At 34.7% G+C, this 18,819-nt stretch carries 9 protein-coding genes; 5 read left to right on the forward strand and 4 right to left on the reverse strand.

Features of this window, described 5'->3' with window-relative positions:
- The first annotated feature begins 184 nt into the window (after positions 1 to 184).
- A complete protein-coding gene (locus AC1RRQ_RS15715) occupies positions 185 to 1,042 on the forward strand; it encodes an MBL fold metallo-hydrolase (RefSeq protein ID WP_493023983.1) in 858 nt (285 codons plus the stop codon).
- A gap of 76 nt (positions 1,043 to 1,118) precedes the next feature.
- On the opposite strand, the gene AC1RRQ_RS15720 is transcribed toward AC1RRQ_RS15715, so the two are convergent.
- Entirely contained in the window at positions 1,119 to 4,310 is a 3,192-nt protein-coding gene (locus AC1RRQ_RS15720) for a T9SS type A sorting domain-containing protein (RefSeq protein ID WP_493023984.1), read from the reverse strand.
- Between the two features lie 289 nt (positions 4,311 to 4,599).
- Here AC1RRQ_RS15720 and AC1RRQ_RS15725 point away from each other — a divergent pair, with 289 nt between their 5' ends.
- Positions 4,600 to 6,234: a S8 family peptidase gene (locus AC1RRQ_RS15725; protein ID WP_493023985.1), complete on the forward strand. Its 1,635-nt coding sequence runs from the start codon at positions 4,600 to 4,602 to the stop codon at positions 6,232 to 6,234.
- 62 nt (positions 6,235 to 6,296) lie between these two features.
- A complete protein-coding gene (locus AC1RRQ_RS15730; protein WP_493023986.1) occupies positions 6,297 to 8,177 on the forward strand; it encodes a M1 family metallopeptidase in 1,881 nt (626 codons plus the stop codon).
- Positions 8,178 to 8,260: 83 nt separating this feature from the next.
- Here the strand turns inward: AC1RRQ_RS15730 and AC1RRQ_RS15735 are convergent, their stop codons facing one another.
- Together AC1RRQ_RS15735 and AC1RRQ_RS15740 are read right to left on the reverse strand one after the other, a co-directional pair.
- Positions 8,261 to 10,024, reverse strand: coding sequence for a DUF885 domain-containing protein (locus AC1RRQ_RS15735; RefSeq protein WP_493023987.1), 1,764 nt, complete (start codon positions 10,022 to 10,024; stop codon positions 8,261 to 8,263).
- 106 nt (positions 10,025 to 10,130) lie between these two features.
- The gene (locus tag AC1RRQ_RS15740; protein WP_493023988.1) at positions 10,131 to 11,069 is read right to left on the reverse strand and encodes an L-threonine 3-dehydrogenase; all 939 of its coding nucleotides are present in this window, start codon (positions 11,067 to 11,069) and stop codon (positions 10,131 to 10,133) included.
- A gap of 410 nt (positions 11,070 to 11,479) precedes the next feature.
- Between AC1RRQ_RS15740 and AC1RRQ_RS15745 the strand changes: the two genes are divergently transcribed.
- Together AC1RRQ_RS15745 and mfd are read left to right on the forward strand one after the other, a co-directional pair.
- Positions 11,480 to 12,085, forward strand: a complete 606-nt coding sequence (locus tag AC1RRQ_RS15745; RefSeq protein ID WP_493023989.1) for a hypothetical protein — start codon at positions 11,480 to 11,482, stop codon at positions 12,083 to 12,085.
- A complete protein-coding gene (gene mfd / locus AC1RRQ_RS15750) occupies positions 12,078 to 15,443 on the forward strand; it encodes a transcription-repair coupling factor (protein ID WP_493023990.1) in 3,366 nt (1,121 codons plus the stop codon). Before AC1RRQ_RS15745 ends, mfd begins: the two co-directional genes overlap by 8 nt.
- Positions 15,444 to 15,583: 140 nt before the next feature.
- Here mfd and AC1RRQ_RS15755 read toward each other — a convergent pair whose 3' ends face one another.
- Positions 15,584 to 18,700, reverse strand: coding sequence for an Ig-like domain-containing protein (locus tag AC1RRQ_RS15755; RefSeq protein ID WP_493023991.1), 3,117 nt, complete (start codon positions 18,698 to 18,700; stop codon positions 15,584 to 15,586).
- Between the last annotated feature and the right edge of the window lie 119 nt (positions 18,701 to 18,819).

Raw genomic sequence — 18,819 nt, forward strand, 5'->3', positions numbered from 1 at the left:
TTACTGGTTTAACGGGTTTTAGCTCTGTTTTATTTGGTTAAAACTAAAAAAAATCTGTGTAAATCTGCTAAACTCGTAAAATCCGAGGGTAATTTAACATCTGTATAAGAAACATATTTTGAGAATGCGTAGCAAAACGAAATTGGATTTCCTAGCTTTGTTTTCTTATTAGAAACTTATACTCATGAAACTTTACCCAATAGAATCTGGAAATTTTAAATTAGACGGCGGTGCAATGTTTGGTGTTGTGCCAAAAACAATTTGGAATAAAACCAACCCTGCCGATGCCAATAATTTAATTGATATTGCTGCAAGATGTTTACTTATTGAAGATGGAAACCGCCTGATTTTAATTGATACCGGAATGGGTGATAAGCAATCTGAAAAGTTCTTTGGGTACTATTCGCTTTGGGGATCTCATTCTATCGATAAATCGCTGGCTAAATATGGTTTTAACAGAGATGATATTACCGATGTTTTCATGACGCATTTGCATTTTGATCATTGCGGCGGAAGTATTCAATGGAATTCTGATAAAACTTTTTATGAGCCGGCTTTCAAAAATGCAAAGTTTTGGACAAACGAAAACCATTGGGAATGGGCTACAAAACCGAATGCCCGCGAAAAAGCTTCTTTTTTATCTGAGAATATTTTACCAATGCAAGAAAGCGGACAATTGAATTTTATAAACCGTCCTGAAAATGATTTTGGCTTTTCTGAAGAAATGAATTTTGGAATTTATTATGTTGACGGCCACACCGAAAAGCAAATGATTCCGCATATTCAATACCAGGATAAAACTATTGTTTTTTGTGCCGATTTATTAGCTACAGCCGGACATATTCCGCTGCCGTATGTTATGGGTTACGATACAAGACCTTTATTGACAATGCCGGAGAAATCAAAATTTTTAAACGAAGCAGCGGACAAGAATTACTATTTGTTTTTAGAACACGACGCTCACAATCAAATTATAACAGTTGAACATACAGAAAAAGGTGTTCGATTAAAAGAGGTTTTTACCTGCGAAGAAATTCTTTAAAGATAATTTAAAACATAAAAAAATCCCGTTTTCAAATATTTATGAAAACGGGATTTTTAGTTTAACTAAATATGATTTATTCTACAATCACTTTTTTAGCCGAAGCCGCGTCTTGATTGATTAAGTATACATAATAAATTCCTTTTGGTAAACCAGATAAATTAATTGTATTATTGGTATTGCTAGAATTTAATTTAACTGATTTTACAAGTTGTCCTAATACATTATAGATATCTGCTTTTTCTAAACTAACATTTTGAATGTTTAAAACATCTTTTGTTGGGTTTGGATAAACAGCAGCTTTATCAAAAACCGAAGTTTCAAGACCTAATGAAGAACAATTTGAAGAATAAACGGTTTTGGCATCTTTTTTATCCAACCAATTTTTATTTGAATAATTTTCGTCATCTACGTTTATACAAGTAAGCAGGGGATTGTTTGTAAAATTAGAATAAGTTAGATCAAAATTTTTGTTATTCCCATTTTTCAAATTCAAATACCATAAATTATTAGATGAACAATCAAATTTATTTAACTTAACATTTTTAGTTACATCTAAATTTCCTATTTTATTACCGTTACAAATAAAAGTCTCTAAGGCCATGTTATTAGTCACGTTTAAACTTTCTAGTTTATTATTATTGCAAATAAAAGTCACTAACTCCGAGTTTCTGCCCAGACTTAAAGTTTTCAGTAGATTGTTATTACAGTTTAAAGTGGTTAAATCTGGATTATTAGTTATGTCTAAAGTGGTCAATTTATTATAAGAACAATTTAAATTTGTTAAGGCAGTATTAAGAGCCACATATAGTTCTTGAAAATCGCTGAAAATAGAATTATTACTTACATTTAAATAAGTTAGGGCTGTATTGTAAGATACATTGATTCCTTTTAATCGATTTGTGTTACAATCTAAATAAGTCAAGAATGTATTTTTGTAAACACTCAAACCTTCCAGATCATTTTTGGGACAAAACAAAGTAGTTAAAACAGTATTTTGCGATAAATTGAGATTGGAAATTTTATTTGAACCGCAATCTAAGTACGTTAAAGATGTAAAGTCTTCAATTCCTGTTAAATTTGTAATATTGCTGGAAGACACATCTAATGATTTTAGTGAAGCTATATTGGTTGTAATTACTTTTCCATTTTTACCATCAGTATCAAGTCCTATATCTATCAATTTTTGCTCAAAAGCGGGATCAGGGATAAGAGTATAAGGAGTATTTTCACCACTGCAGTTGGAGTTGTAAAAAGCTTTTGGATCTTTACTAGGACCCCAACTCGAAGTGCTGAAAGAGTCAACATTAATGCATGTCAAATTTGGATTGTCGATAAAGTTACGTTTACTCAATCTAAGGTTATTACCATTTTTTACATTCAGGTTAAACAGATTGTTAGAGTTGCAATAAAAAGTAGTTAGAGAACCATTACTTGAAACATCAAGATTCAATAACTTATTATTGGAGCAATCAAAGTAAGTCAATTTAGTATTCTTCGAAACATCTATCTGTACCAATCGATTATTAGAACAATCAAGATAATTAAAATCAGGATTATGAGGGATTTCTAAACTAGTCAAATCATTATAGCTACAGGTTAGTTGAGTCAGCTTTAAATTGTTTTTTAGGTTTAAATCTCTTATTTTTAGGCTATGGCAACTTAGGATTTTTAAATTAATATTGTTAGAAACATCAAGAAAATCTATTGTATAATTATATGAACAATTGAATGTCGTTAAAGCAATATTTTTTGAAATATTTATTGAAGACAACTTATTTTTACTACAATCTAAAGAAGTTAATTCAGTAAAATCCTCAATTCCTGTAAGATCTGTGATGTTTTTAGAAGATACATCAAGAGTTTTCAGGGAAGAAATGTTTGCTGTTAATACTTTTCCAGAAAAATTACCTGAATCTAGTCCGAGATTTATTAGTTCTAGATGAAATCTTGGATCAGGAATAGCGGTGTACCGCCCATCACAAGCTAAGGCATAAGTAGCCCCAGATTCTTTGTTTTCCTTCCAATTTTTATTTGAATAGACTATGTCATCTACAGTGATACATTTCAAATCTTTATTTCCAGAAAAATTTAAATGATAAATAGAATTCCAGTAAAAAGCGTTATTATTTCCATTTTTTACATTTACACTTGTTAGGGAGTTGTCTTTACAATATAAAGATGTCAAAGCTATGTTTTTTGAAGCATCCAGATTTGTTAGTAAATTCGCTGAACAATCTAAAGTGACTAAAGCAATAAGTTTTGAAATATCCAGACTTGTTAGTGAGTTCTTGTCGCAAAGCAGCGTGATTAAGGCAGTATTTTTTAAAACATCCAGACTTATTAATTTATTAGATGTACATTGTAAATTGGTCAAGGCTAATTTTTCAGAAACATCAAGATTTGTTAGTTTATTATTATTGCAAATAATGGTAGTTAAAGAGGAGTTTTTAGAAATATTTAAGTTTGTCAGCAAGTTGTTTTGGCAATTTAAAGTAACTAAAGCAGTATTTTTAGTCAGATCTAAAGTTGTCAATTGTTGGCCTTGACAATTTAGTAATGTTAATGCTGTGAAATCTTGGATTCCCGTCAAATCTTTAACTAAACCAACCCCATTATTATTAGCAATAATGTTTAAAGAAGTTAATGTAGAAATATTAGGTGTTAGCACTTTTCCGTCTGTTGAGCCAGAGTCGTAACCAAGAGCAATTAAGTTTTTTTCAAAACTCAAATCTGGAATAAGGGTATATTGTTCGGTTCCTTTAGCATAGATCTGTACATGATCTATAGTGGCATTAAACCCGATATTATCAAGAGTATTTAAAGAAATACTCAAATTATAAGATAGATTTTGATCTGGTGTGAAAGTAGTTTCAACTGCTGTCCAGTTGTTGTTTGTGGCAAAATAACTGCTAGAAAGGGTTGTCGCACTTCCGTTTTTACTAATGTTTAATACAATTGGGTGAGAGCCGTTATAATTACTGCTTAAATATTTGTATTTAAATTTAACTACATAGGTAACCCCTGCAGTTAAAGGAACTTGTGTTGTAATTTTCGGAGTCAAGGCACTATTTGTAATAGATAGCATTGCACTGTTAAATCCTTCCCAATAATCTGCAGTATTTTGATTAACATTGTTTTGAGTTGTCCAATCAGACAATACTGTTTTACTTGTCCACTTTTCGAATCCTCCATTTGGGACTAAATTAGTTTGTGAATGAATAGAAAAATTTGCCAATAATAGCAAGAAGAGTAGTTTTGTTTTCATAGAATGAATTTATGGTTAGGTCGCGTAAGTTTACAAAATAGAAATGGCATTTCCTTACGGGAAAACGTAAAGCGGTTCTTTTTTTATTTAAGAAAATAATTATTAGTTTTTAATAAGTTTACCTTTTGTTAGAATGTAGTATAATTGTTTGGTTTTTATGTGTTTGTGTGAGTTTTTGTGCTTATTAATTTTAATTAAAATTTCATAACACAGTGTTAACAGTTAGTATTTTGTAACAAAAAAGCATAATTTAGACCCATCTTTAACTTTACATTATATACATAGATACATGAGTCATATAAAACCTCTCAAATTATCTGCTTTTGCATTACTTGTTTTAGCAGGCTGCAGTGCTACTTTGCAAGCACAAGTTTCAACTTCTAAAGAATTCATTACTGCTCCATTAGCAGTTGTTAAAAAAGCGCCGGTAAGCGAGAATGAACTAAAAAGATGGAGTCATTTAGATTTAATAAAAGATTCTATTCCGGGAATGAGTGTGGATAGGGCTTATGCTGAATTATTACAAGGTAAAAAAGGACAGAAAGTAATTGTAGGAATTGTTGATTCTGGTGTTGATATTGAGCACGAAGATCTGCAGGGAATGATCTGGACAAACCCTAAAGAAATTCCGGGTAACGGAATCGACGATGATAAAAACGGATTTATTGATGACGTACACGGATGGAATTTCCTTGGAAATGCTGTTCATGAAAATCTTGAAATGACCCGTATTGTTAAAAAAGGAGACGACGGATCGGCTCAGTATAAAGAAGCTTTAGCACAGTATACTGAAAAATACGAGAAAGCTCTAAAAGACAAACAACAAGTAGATTTTTTATTAGATATTCATAATACTATTAAAAAAGAACTGAATAAATCGACTTATAAATTAGAAGATTTAAGCAAGATTACTTCAACAGATCCAAAAGTGCTGCAAAGTAAAAATATCATGACACAGATATTTGGCAACGCTGGACCAACTTTTGACCCAGAAGCTGATTTTGGAGAATATAAAGAGCAAGTTTACGATCAAATAGATTATAACCTAAACAAAGATTATGATGGTAGAAAAATCGTAGGGGATAATCCAGACGATATTAAAGATAACCATTACGGAAATAATGTCGTTTTTGGTCCGGACAAAGAAAAAGCACTACACGGAACTCACGTTGCAGGAATTATTGCTCAGGTTCGCGGTAATAATTTAGGCGGAGACGGAGTTGCAAATAATGTTGAAATCTTAACTGTAAGAGCAGTTCCTGATGGAGATGAGTACGATAAAGATATTGCTTTGGCAATTCGTTACGCAGTAGACAATGGCGCAAAAGTAATAAACGGGAGTTTTGGGAAAAGTTTTTCTCCTCAAAAGAAATGGGTTTACGAAGCTATAAAATACGCAGCTAAAAAAGATGTATTAATTGTTCACGCAGCTGGTAACGACGGTTACAATATCGACGAAACAAAAAATATCAACTATCCAAACGATTCTGAAGACAACATCAAAGAATTTGCAGATAACGTAATTACTATTGGAGCCATTAACAAACAATATGGAGAAACTGTTGTTGCACCATTCTCAAATTTCGGAAAAATAAATGTTGACGTTTTTGCTCCGGGTGAAGAAATCTATGCAACAGTGCCAAATAATAAATACAAATATTTACAAGGAACTTCAATGGCATCTCCAAATGCGGCAGGTGTAGCAGCATTGATTCGTTCTTACTATCCAAAATTAAAAGCATCTCAGGTAAAACATATTTTAATGGATTCTGGAGTTGCACTTCCTTCAAAAGTAATTTTGGGTGAAAATCCAAATCCAGATGAAAAACCTGTTGCGGTTTCTTCTGCAGAATCATCAAAAACAGCTAAGATGGTAAACGCTTACAATGCTTTAATTTTAGCGGAAAAAATGTCTAAAAAATAAATAATTACATATTACTAATCCAATGGAAGAGTGGCAGCTCTTCCATTTTTATTATTATAAACATGCGAAAAATTATCTTATTGTCATTTTTGAGTTTGGGTATAAACTCGACATTTGCACAAAGTGCCCCATATTGGCAGCAGCACGCCGATTATAAAATGGAGGTTTCGATGGATGTAAAAAATTATCAATACAAAGGAAAACAAGAGTTGGTTTATACCAATAACTCTCCTGATACTTTGAGAAAAGTTTTTTATCATTTATTTCCAAATGCATTTCAGCCGGGAAGTGAAATGGATGCTCGTTTGCATTTTATCAAAGATCCTGACGGAAGAATGGTCAATAAAATAAAAGGTGCCGACGGAAAAGATGTAAAGCAAAGCCGAATTGAAACCCTAAAACCAAATGAAATTGGATATTTAAAAATAACTGATTTCAAACAAGACGGTATTGCAGCGCAGACAAGAGTTTCTGGAACTATCCTTGAAGTGACTTTGGCAAAACCAATTTTACCAAACTCAAAAACAACTTTTACGTTAGATTTTGATGGTCAGGTTCCGGTACAGGTTCGTCGTTCAGGAAGAAACAATTCTGAGGGAGTTGAACTTTCTATGTCGCAATGGTATCCAAAATTAGCCGAATTTGATTTTGAAGGATGGCACGCAGATCCATACATCGCAAGAGAATTTCATGGTGTTTGGGGAAATTTCGATGTTAAAATTACAATCGATAAAGACTACACAATTGGAGGTTCTGGATATTTACAGGATAAAAATTCAATTGGCCACGGTTATGAAGATGCTGGTGTAACAGTAGTTTATCCTAAAAAAGCAAAAACACTTACCTGGCATTTTATTGCACCAAATGTTCACGATTTTACCTGGGCAGCGGATAAAGAATATACGCATGATATTGTAAAGGGACCAAACGATGTCGATTTGCATTTCTTCTATAAAAACAATCCAAAAACAACTGCAAACTGGAAACAGTTAGAGCCATTAATGGTAAAAGTTATGGATTATTACAATCATAGAGTAGGACAGTATCCGTACAAACAATATTCATTTATTCAAGGCGGCGACGGCGGAATGGAATATGCAATGTGTACTTTAATGCTAGGAAACGGAACTCTTGAAGGAATTTTAGGAACAGCAACTCACGAATTAGGACACTCTTGGTTCCAGCATATTTTAGCTTCAAACGAATCGAAGCATCCTTGGATGGACGAAGGTTTTACAACTTATATTGAAGACAGCGCTTTAAACGAATTAAAAGGAGATAAAAAAGAAGTAAATCCGTTTAAAGGAAATTACGCGGCTTATTACCAATTGGTTAATTCAGGAAAAGAGCAGTCACAAACAACTCATGGAGATCGTTATGATGAAAACAGACCTTACAGTATTTCTTCTTATGTAAAAGGAAGTATCTTTTTGTCACAATTAGAATATGTAATTGGAAAAGAGAATGTTGATGCTACTTTAAAAAGATATTTTAATGACTTTAAGTTCAAGCATCCAACTCCAAATGATATCAAGAGAACAGCCGAAAGAGTTTCTGGTGCTGAGCTGGACTGGTATTTAACAGACTGGGCGCAAACAACCAATACAATTGATTACGGAATTAAAGACGTTGCTGATAACTCAGGAAAAACAACTGTAACTTTAGAGCGAATTGGAAGAATGCCAATGCCAATTGACTTAAAAGTAGATTATACAGACGGAACTTCTGAAACGTTCTACATTCCGTTAAGAATGATGAATTTCATTAAACCGAATCTAAATCCAAATGAAAAAAGAACTGTTTTGGAAGACTGGGCTTGGGCACAGCAAAACTATAGTTTTACAATCGACAAGAATAAAACTGCGATTAAAAAAATCACAATTGATCCAAGCGGATTAATGGCAGATGTAAAACAAGCAAATAATGTTTTTGAAGTAAAATAAGCTTCATTTCTACAAATAAAAAGTCCCGTTTAGAATTTCTAAACGGGACTTTTTATTTAGTGATAATTGATTCTGAAAATAGGTTACAAAATGTTTTTCCAGATTTTCTCGTCTTTCAGCAAAATTTCTCTCATGATTTGAATTGGAGGCATTCCGTTATCAAGCATGGCATCATTAAATTTTTGCAGGCTATAATTGCTTCCCTCTTGTTTTTTATAATCTTCACGGAGTTTTAAAATCTGTAATTTTCCTAACGTATAAAATAAATAACCCGGATCATAAGTACCGCGCATCGCTTCCTGACGAGAAGGCTTATCGCCTTGATACCAATTATTCATAAAAAATTTTGTCGCATCATCAACATTCAATCCGTGGCAATGCGTATTAATAGAAACACACAAACGACAGATTCTTAAAAGAGCATCACCAGATTGTGCCAAACGGTATTTTGCAGCTTTAATTGGATCGCCGGTATTTCCGTAACCTTCGTCAATCATCATTTTTTCGGTATAATGCGCCCAGCCTTCTACATAAGCATAACTCATAAATACCTTCTGTATTTTAGAAGTTTTAGAAGCATTAGAATGTAAAAACTGAGTATAATGTCCAGGATAAGCTTCATGTATAGAAACAATATCTGTGGTGTAATAATTAAATTGGGCCAGCCAGTCTTCTTGCTGTTTTGGTGTCCATTTTGGGTCAACAGGCGTAATGTAATAAAATGCCTGAGTCGCTTTTGTTTCAAACGGACCCGGAGAATCCATAGAAGCGGTACTTGTAGATCTTGCATACGCAGGAGTTTCCTGAATTTTAACGCGTACTTCAGATGGTATAGTTACAATTTTGTGATCGATTATATATTGACGAATCGCTTCGATATTTTTTCGTGCATGCGGAATCAAATCAGCAGCAGTTGGATGTTCCTTTTGCATGTCATTGTATACATCGATTGGTTTTTTGTTTGGATTGATGATTTTTGCAGCCGCATTAAACGAAGCCTGTTCTTTTTTTAATTCTTTTAATCCAATGGCTAAAATCTCATCAGGAGATAGTTTTATCTGTTCCTGATACAACAGCATTTTTTTATAATTCTCAAGTCCAATAGCGTATTTATTGTTTGCTTTAGGCAGTTTTTCTTTTTCTAAAAAAGAAGCAAAATCGTTAATGGCGGCAATTGCTTTTTTATTGGCATCGTTAAAAGACTTCATTAAAGTATCATTTTTCACGTCTTTTAATGCTACCAAAAGATCATTTCCTAAAAACGAAGCCGAACCTTTTGCAATATCTATAGCCAGCTGAATGTGAGGTAAAGCAAGAGAATCCTGCAAGTTTGCTTTGGCATCTTTAAAAAACTGCGGTGCCATTTTTTCTATTGCAATAATAGATTGTATTTGTTTTTCGATAGGAGCAAAATTACGCTGAATGTAAATGTTTACATCAATCGTTCCGGCATAAATCATAGGGTTTTTGCTGTAAACTTTTAAATCTTCAAACGAAAACAATTCATTTTTTACATTCGATTTGATGATTTTCCAATCGTAGTAATTTTTCTTGCTTAGAGAAGTAGAATCGATTGCAGAAAATTCCTGATCGTATTTTTTAAGAACTGCAAGTCTTTTGTCAAGATCGGTTTTGCTAAAATGCCCTAGTTTGCCATCGTATTCATGAAGTCCTAAATAAACGCCAAATTGAGGGTTAAATTCTAGGGTTTCGGTAATATATTTTTCTGATAATTTTAGAAAAGCTTCATCACCGGATCCAGAAGAAGAATCACTGTTTTCTTGTTTTTTATTACAGCTTAAAAGCACAAAAAACAGAAGAAAAGGGAGAAAAAAAAGGTTTTTCATATAGTTTTTGGTTTGAAAGTTAATATCTTAAGGGATTGATATTCATTAAAATGACAATATCAAAAATAGATAAAATTTCAAACCAAAAACAGTAATTGCAGGGTTTTTAACCCAAATGCTCCAGCATATCTTTTGTCATTGATTCCAAATCAAAAGTATGTTTCCAACCCCAATCTTTTCTAGCTTCTGTATCGTCGATACTTGCCGGCCAGCTGTCTGCAATTTTTTGACGGAAATCAGGATTATAAGTGATTTCAAAATCTGGAATATGTTTTTTGATTTCGGCAGCAATTTCAGTTGGAGTAAAACTCATCGCCGCTAAATTGTAAGACGAATGTATTTTAATTTGTTCAGCAGGAGCTTTCATAATATTGATTGTCGCATCGATCGCATCATCCATGTACATCATAGGCATTTTGGTTTCAGATGATAAAAAGCATTCGTATTTTTTATCGGCAATAGCCTTATAAAAAATATCAACTGCATAATCTGTAGTACCGCCGCCCGGAGGTGTAGACCAGCTTATTAAACCCGGATAACGAATGCTTCGAACATCAACTCCATAAATATTATGGTAATATTCGCACCATCTTTCACCCGCTTGTTTACTAATTCCGTAAACGGTAGAAGGTTCCATCACGGTATATTGAGGCGTATTTTCTTTTGGAGTTGTTGGTCCAAAAACCGCAATACTTGAAGGCCAGAAAACTTTCTGGATTTTTTTAGCCTTAGCCAGATTCAAAACATGAAAAAGAGAATTCATATTTAAGTCCCATGCAAAAGCCGGGTTTTTCTCTGCAGTTGCAGATAAAAGAGCCGCCATTAAATAAACATCGGTAATTTTATGTACTTCAACAAGATGTTCAATTTGGTTAAAATCTAAAGCATTGACAACCTCAAAAGGTCCCGAATTAACCACATCAGTGTTTAATTTTCGAATATCAGAAGCAATAACATTTTCGGTTCCGTATAATTTACGAAGCTTTTGAGTAAGTTCTGTGCCAATCTGTCCACAGGCACCAATGATCAATATTTTAGGATTCATTTTTTAATGATTTTAGAGATACAAATATAACGTTTTCGCAATTACTTGTGATTTTTTGAAACATAAATTATAAATTCAATAATGATAAAGTTGGTTTGTTGGATTATTCTCTGTTGAGTTCGTGAATTTTTTACCGCAAAGCGCGCAAAGATTTTTATAATTAAGCCGTTTTATAAAAACACAAAGTTCGCAAAGCTAGGCGAATACAAAGCTTTGCGAACTTTGTGCTTTTCTAAGCTTAGTTCAAAATAAAAATCTTTGCGCGCTTTGCGGTAAAATTCGCTAGATATCTGCTTAATCTGTGAAATCTGCGGTCAAAAACACGCAACTGATTTATAGAATCTTTAGCAAAAAACAGAATTCGTAATTGTAAATTTACTTCGTAACTTTGCGGTCTAACATTTTATCAAATGAAATATAAAATAGCGCTGTTTTTTCTTTTGCTTTTAGTGCTCCAATCTTGTCAAAATGAAGATGAAAAGCGTAAAGCTGAAAATGCAAAAGAGGTTAAAAAGAACGAAAAAATCTTTAACAATATAAATAAAGCGTGGACGTTTATTGATGAACCAATTAATGAGGTTTCGGAACAAAATATAAAGGTCTGGACGGAATGGCGTGATTTCATGAAAGAAATTGGAGATAAACCAAGAAAAACAATTGGGGCATTTCAAAAAAAATCGACTGCAATTTCAAAAAAAGCATGGGCATTGAATAACAACATTCCAGCCGATTTTAACACGCCGGCTTTTAGAAGCCGAATTTCAGTTTTGATTACCAAAATCAAAATGATGGATTTGTTTATTCATTTAAGCCAGATTCCAGATGATAAAGTTGCTTTTTTAATTGGAGAAATCAACAAAGAATTAGTTTCTCTGGAGAGACAAATGGATAAAATTGTAGAGAGAAGTAAAGTTCCAAAAGAGCAGGGAGAAGAAGATTTTCTTAAAATGTTAGATACAACGCGTGCCATTCAGAACGCAGCACCAATAGATCCAAATTTATCAAGAGTTGAGTAAAAACGCCTTATATACAACGTATGATAATCTGCCAAAAGCGCAGCAGATTGCCACAAATTTACTAGAAGGGAATCAGATAAAAATGCATCTCAGCGGTTTGCTGGGCTCTGCAGTTTCGTTTGTAATCCGCTCTGTTTTTAAGAAAACAGAACTGCCTTTTTTGATTGTTTTAGACAATAAAGAAGAGGCTGCCTATTACCTAAACGATTTGGAACAAATGATTGGCGAGCAGGATGTTTTGTTTTATCCGGCCTCATTTCGTCGTCCTTATCAGGTTGATGAAACAGACAATGCCAATGTTTTGCTTCGCGCTGAGGTTTTAAACCGAATTAATTCTAGAAAAAAGCCAGCCATAATTGTTACGTATCCTGAAGCGCTTTTTGAGAAAGTAGTTACACGTCAGCAATTAGATAAAAACACTTTAAAAGTTTCTTTAAACGACAAAATTTCGATTGATTTTATCAACGAAGTTTTATTTGAATACGAATTTAAAAGAGTCGATTTTATTACAGAACCCGGAGAATTTTCGGTTCGCGGCGGAATTGTCGATGTCTTTTCTTTTTCGAACGATCATCCGTATAGAATCGAGTTTTTTGGAAACGAAGTAGACAGTATCAGAAGTTTTGATGTAGAGACACAATTGTCTGTCGAAACACACAAAAAAATCACCATTATCCCGAATGTCGAAAACAAGATATTTCAAGAAAATAGAGAAAGTTTCTTAGATTATATTGCCGAGAAAACGGTGCTTTTTATTCAAAATACAGATGGGCTTTTCAGTCAGCTTGACAAACAATTTGCAAGGGCAGAAGAAGCTTTTGAGAAATTGTCGAAAGAAATTAAACACGCCGAACCGGAACAATTATTTTTAAATCAGGCTTCGTTTATCAAGCGAGCATTAGATTTTTCGATTGTAGAATTGGCTTCTAAACCAATTTTTAAAACAACTAAAAAATACGAGTTTCATATTCAGCCTCAGCCGTCTTTCAACAAACAATTTGATTTGTTATTGAATAATCTGAGCGATAATCATTTTAACGGATACAAGAATTATTTGTTCTGTTCGAATGAAACACAGGCCAAACGTTTTCATGATATTTTTGAATCTTTGGATGAAGCCAATTCAGAGAATATCCGCAAGCAATATCATACCATTGTACTGCCTTTATACCAAGGTTTTATTGACGAAGAAAATCAAATAACGGCTTATACAGATCATCAGATTTTTGAGCGTTATCATAAATTCAACATTAAAAACGGCTATTCTAAAAAACAGAATATTACGCTTAAAGAACTAACCGCGCTTTCGGTTGGCGATTATGTAACGCATATCGATCACGGAATTGGAAAGTTTGGCGGCTTGCAGAAAATTCAGGTCGAAGGGAAAACGCAGGAAGCCATAAAATTGGTTTATGCCGATAATGATATCGTGTATGTAAGCATTCATTCGCTTCATAAAATTTCGAAATACAACGGAAAAGACGGAACTCCGCCTAAAATATATAAACTGGGATCGAATGCCTGGAAGGTTTTAAAACAGAAAACCAAAGCGCGCGTTAAACACATTGCATTCAATTTAATTCAATTGTACGCAAAGCGAAGATTAGAAAAAGGATTTCAGTTTGCACCAGACAGTTATTTGCAAAACGAATTAGAAAGTTCGTTTATTTATGAAGATACACCGGATCAAACCAAATCTACACAAGAAGTAAAAGCCGATATGGAAAGCGATCGCCCAATGGATCGTTTGGTGTGTGGAGACGTAGGTTTCGGAAAAACGGAGGTTGCCATTCGTGCCGCTTTTAAAGCTGTTGATAATAGTAAACAAGTTGCTGTTTTAGTTCCTACGACTATTTTGGCGTATCAGCATTATAGAACTTTTTCGGAACGTTTAAAAGATATGCCGGTTTCAATTGGTTATTTGAACCGATTTAGAACTGCAAAACAAAAAACGCAGACTTTAAAAGATTTAGCCGAAGGAAAACTCGATATTGTAATTGGAACACACCAATTGGTAAACAAAAATGTAGTTTTTAAAGACTTAGGTTTATTGATTGTGGATGAGGAACAAAAGTTTGGAGTTAACGTAAAAGATAAACTCAAAACGATTGCTGCCAATGTCGATACGTTGACCTTAACAGCAACGCCGATTCCAAGAACACTTCAGTTTTCGTTAATGGCAGCACGCGATTTATCGGTAATTACAACGCCTCCGCCAAACAGATATCCTATTGAAACGAATGTGGTTGGTTTTAATGAAGAAGTAATTCGTGATGCAATTTCGTATGAAATTCAACGTAACGGACAGGTTTTCTTCATCAACAATAGAATCGAAAATATTAAGGAAGTGGCAGGAATGATTCAGCGTTTGGTTCCAAATGCAAGAGTTGGAATTGGTCACGGACAAATGGACGGTGCAAAACTCGAGGAATTGATGTTAGGTTTTATGAACGGTGATTTTGATGTTTTGGTAGCCACAACAATTATCGAAAGTGGTCTTGATGTTCCAAATGCCAACACGATTTTTATTAATAATGCGAATAATTTTGGATTGTCTGATTTGCATCAAATGCGAGGCCGTGTTGGGCGAAGCAACAAAAAAGCATTCTGTTATTTCATTTGTCCGCCGTATTCGTCAATGACTGAAGATGCGAGAAAGCGTATTCAGGCATTGGAACAATTCAGCGAATTAGGAAGCGGTTTCAATATTGCGATGAAAGATCTTGAAATTCGTGGTGCAGGAGATTTATTAGGAGGTGAACAAAGCGGTTTCATTAATGAAATTGGTTTTGATACTTATCAAAAAATCATGAATGAAGCCATTGAAGAATTGAAAGAAAACGAATTCAAGGATTTATATCCGGAAGAAAATAATATCGATACGAAAGAATACGTAAAAGACATTCAAATCGATGCCGATTTTGAACTTTTATTTCCAGATGAATATATTAATAATGTTTCAGAACGTTTGGTTTTATACAACGAATTGGGCGCTATAAAAGACGAAGCCGGCTTACAGGAATTCGAAAGAAAACTAATTGACCGTTTCGGGCCTTTACCAAAACAGGCAACAGCATTGCTAAACAGCATTAGAATAAAATGGATCGCAACCAAAGTTGGAATCGAGAAATTAGTCTTAAAGCAAGGCAAAATGATTGGTTATTTCGTATCAGATCAACAGTCTGATTATTACCAATCGGTTAAGTTTAGAAATGTTTTAAATTTTGTTCAGAAGCATAGTAATCTTTGCAAAATGAAAGAAAAACAAACCGTAAACGGATTACGTTTATTATTGACTTTTGAAAATGTAAAATCGATCAAACGAGCTTTAGAGTTAATGGAATTGTTTGAGGAGTAATTTTTCTTATCTACTTAAAAAATAGCCACAAATTCACGAATCATTATGTACATTGTTTTGAAATAATTCGTGAATTCGTGGCGAAAAAAAATGGCGTATGAAAATCTCATACGCCATTTCTATTTTAAAAAAAATTGAAATTATTTCACAATCAGTTTTTTAGTCACTTTAAAATCTTTAGAGATAATATTTACAATATAAATTCCTGAAGCTAAACGGTGATCGATTTTTCCTGAAGTTGAGAGTTTTTCCGTTAAAACTGTTTTTCCATTCATATCTGAAACTGAAATAGAAGCAGTATCTCCATTTTCTAATTCCGGCAGTAAAACATTAAATTCATTATTGATAGATGGGTTTGGGTAAATACCAATTATTTTTTCGGTTTCTGAAACATCATCTACTTTTAAAGCCGATTTTCCTGTTCCTACTGTAGTAGGTTCTAATTGCCATTGTGCACTATACCATCCATCTTGAGAATTTCCGTATTGTGCCGAACCTGTTTGGTTTTCAACATGAATAATATTTCCAGTCTGCCATCTGTTTCTTAAGCGAGTCCAGGTTCCGTCGATGTAATCGCTTGACCATTGTGCGCTCCAGAAAGTAGTATCGGTAATGTTGCATTGAACCGTTCCAGTTTGGCCTTCAATATTAATCAATTCACCAGTGGCTACATTTTTAAGTACAAAATAGGTTGCATCAATAGCGATTTTCTGCCATTTGTAATTGTTGTTCGCAACCGTTGCACCATAACCTACATTTGTTCCGGCATCAGATAAATAAGCGCCTGTCCATCTGTTTTTAATAGTGTAATAAGAACCTCCGGTTGAGGTTGTCGAAACCGTTACGGCGCAAGTGCTTGTTTTACTTCCGTCAACAGTAGTAACTGTAATTGTGGCATTTCCATTCGCTACAGCGGTAATTAAACCAGAAGTATTTACAGTTGCAACGGCTGTATTATTTGAACTGTATGTTACTGATTTATTTGTTGCATTAGTTGGAAGAACAGTAGGAGTTAATTGCTGTGTTGCACCAACATTTAGTGAAGCCGTGGTTGGACTCAAACTCACGCTCGTAACCGCAACACCAGTTCCCGGATTAGAATCGTACCAAGTATTGTTCATGTACCAGCCTGTTTTGTTTCGGCTAAGATCAGCAGTTTGGCTCGTTCCGTCGTTAAAAATTAAGTTGGTTGAAGTTACATTAGTGAATGTATAACTGTACCATCCATTTCCGGCATTGGTCATGTTTACGCCTGGCCAGGATGCATCAGCTAAAACTCCCGTTGGTAAAGCACTCCAGTAATAGATTTTAATTCCAGTTCCCCAATTTGATGGCTTGTAGAAATAAACCGTGAAATTAGTATTTGGGTTTACGGTAATTGCCGCCGAAGCCGTTTTATTTCCGTCTTGCGTCGATGCTGTAATCGTTACAGTTCCTGCAGAAACCGCTGTTACAAGTCCGCTTGGATTTACGGCTGCAACTGCCGTATTGCTTGAGCTCCACGTTACATTTTTGTTAGTTGCATTTGCCGGAGAAATTGTTGCCGAAAGCTGCTGCGTATTTCCGGCATATAAACTTGCTGAGGTAGGAGATACCGATACAGAAGAAACTGGAATCGCAGCAACCGTTATGGCCGAAGCTGCCGTTTTATTTCCATCAACTGTTTTAACCGTAATCGTTGCGGTTCCTGCTGTGACCGCTGTAACCAAACCAGAAGCATTTACGGTTGCTACAGCCGTATTGCTCGATGTCCAGGTTACGTTTTGATTTGTTGCATTTGCAGGAGCGATAGTTGGGTTTAATTGTTGCGTAGATCCTAAACCAACCGTTACCGCTGTTGGACTAACCGAAACGCCTGTAACGGCTACAACCGGTGCATTTGTATTGGTTAAAACCAAATATTCATAAGCTGCAAATGTTCTTGTAGCGCCGGTAGTTAAAGTTACCGAAGCATTATTGTTATACGGATTTACATAAGTTCCTGCCAAAGCTGCCGGAATTACATACGATTTTGAAGCATTTCTCAAATTCGACATTACGATTACTTTTTCGTTACCTAATGTTTTAGTGAAAATGCTGATATCATCATTTGCATACGTGGTTAAATCACCGCGTCTGATGGCTGCGCTTGTTGTTCTAAAGTTTAGAATTTTAGCAAAATCAGCCGCTGCGGTTGGGTTTTGCGACCAGTTAAATTTGAAGTTCGTCCAAGGCCAATCTGTTTTTGGTTCGTAGTCGATTTCCTGTCCGCTCATTAAAAAAGGAACCCCTTTCATATAAGCCGAAACTAAAAAGTTAGCCACAATTCCGTTGTGGTTTTTGAATGCGACAAACGGTCTTCTTACGCCATCATCATTTGTGTATGTATCATGATTACCTGTGTATCGAACGATTTGCTGATTTCCGGTTGCTTTGGCATATTCATAAGTAGACTGGTCTTGAAGTCTTTGAGAAACCGGTCCTCCATTGGCAATATCATACAAACCGCTATGAAACCATCTGTCGCCATAATTCATGTCGAAACCAACCTGAAAGTTCTCTTGGCGGTCTCCTTCGGCTAACATTAATAAATTATGAGAGGAGATTCCTCTAAGGTTTGAATTCACTTCTGACCAAAAATCCAAAGGCGGATTGTTGGCATAATCGCAGCGGTATCCATCAATGTTGGCAGCGAAAATCCAGTAACGCATAGCGTCTTTGATAGCTGCTCGTGTAGCCGTACTGTTAAGATCAAGCGCTGCAATATCAGAGAAGTTTCCTAATTGCTGAATCGTGGTTCCGGTTCTCTTGTAATATTCAGGATGAGAAACAGTCCAGACATTGTCCCATGAAGTTCCGTTGATGGCAATATCTAAAATTACGGCCATTCCGCGGCTGTGAGCGCCATCGACCAAAGTTCTTAAATCAGCCAATGAACCATATTCTGATCCAACGGCTTTAAAATCTTTGATACAATAAGGCGAAGCCGAACTTCGGGAATCGGTGCCGTGCGGATAAATGGGCATTAAATAAATAACATTGGTGCCAAGTGCTTTTATATTGTCTAATCGGGCGGTTACTCCGGCTAAATTTCCGCTGGCACTAAACGGACGTATATGGACTTGATACATGTTAATATCCCTCGTATCGGGTACGCCTGCAAATGGAGTTCCGTACTGCGGAGGATCTTGCGCATAAACGGAGCTTGCAAATAATAATAGAAAGCAAACTATTGCTTTGGTAATATGAAATAATCTTGGGGTAATATTGATTTTCATAATAATAGTTTTTTGCATGCTTGTCAGCATTTTTAACTAAAATTCATTCTCACTCGCATTGTTTTTAAATTCGACAAACATTTTGTGGTTAATAGTTTTCAAGTAGTAAAATTTTAATT

Source organism: Flavobacterium sp. GW821-FHT12A05 (genome assembly GCF_058807735.1).

What these genes read in the sequence shown, in the direction of transcription:
- AC1RRQ_RS15715 (WP_493023983.1), top strand. Translation starts at nt 185, where the DNA reads ATGAAACTTTACCCAATAGAATCTGGAAATTTTAAATTAGACGGCGGT.
- AC1RRQ_RS15720 (WP_493023984.1), bottom strand. Translation starts at nt 4,310, where the DNA reads ATGAAAACAAAACTACTCTTCTTGCTATTATTGGCAAATTTTTCTATT.
- AC1RRQ_RS15725 (WP_493023985.1), top strand. Translation starts at nt 4,600, where the DNA reads ATGAGTCATATAAAACCTCTCAAATTATCTGCTTTTGCATTACTTGTT.
- AC1RRQ_RS15730 (WP_493023986.1), top strand. Translation starts at nt 6,297, where the DNA reads ATGCGAAAAATTATCTTATTGTCATTTTTGAGTTTGGGTATAAACTCG.
- AC1RRQ_RS15735 (WP_493023987.1), bottom strand. Translation starts at nt 10,024, where the DNA reads ATGAAAAACCTTTTTTTTCTCCCTTTTCTTCTGTTTTTTGTGCTTTTA.
- AC1RRQ_RS15740 (WP_493023988.1), bottom strand. Translation starts at nt 11,069, where the DNA reads ATGAATCCTAAAATATTGATCATTGGTGCCTGTGGACAGATTGGCACA.
- AC1RRQ_RS15745 (WP_493023989.1), top strand. Translation starts at nt 11,480, where the DNA reads ATGAAATATAAAATAGCGCTGTTTTTTCTTTTGCTTTTAGTGCTCCAA.
- AC1RRQ_RS15755 (WP_493023991.1), bottom strand. Translation starts at nt 18,700, where the DNA reads ATGAAAATCAATATTACCCCAAGATTATTTCATATTACCAAAGCAATA.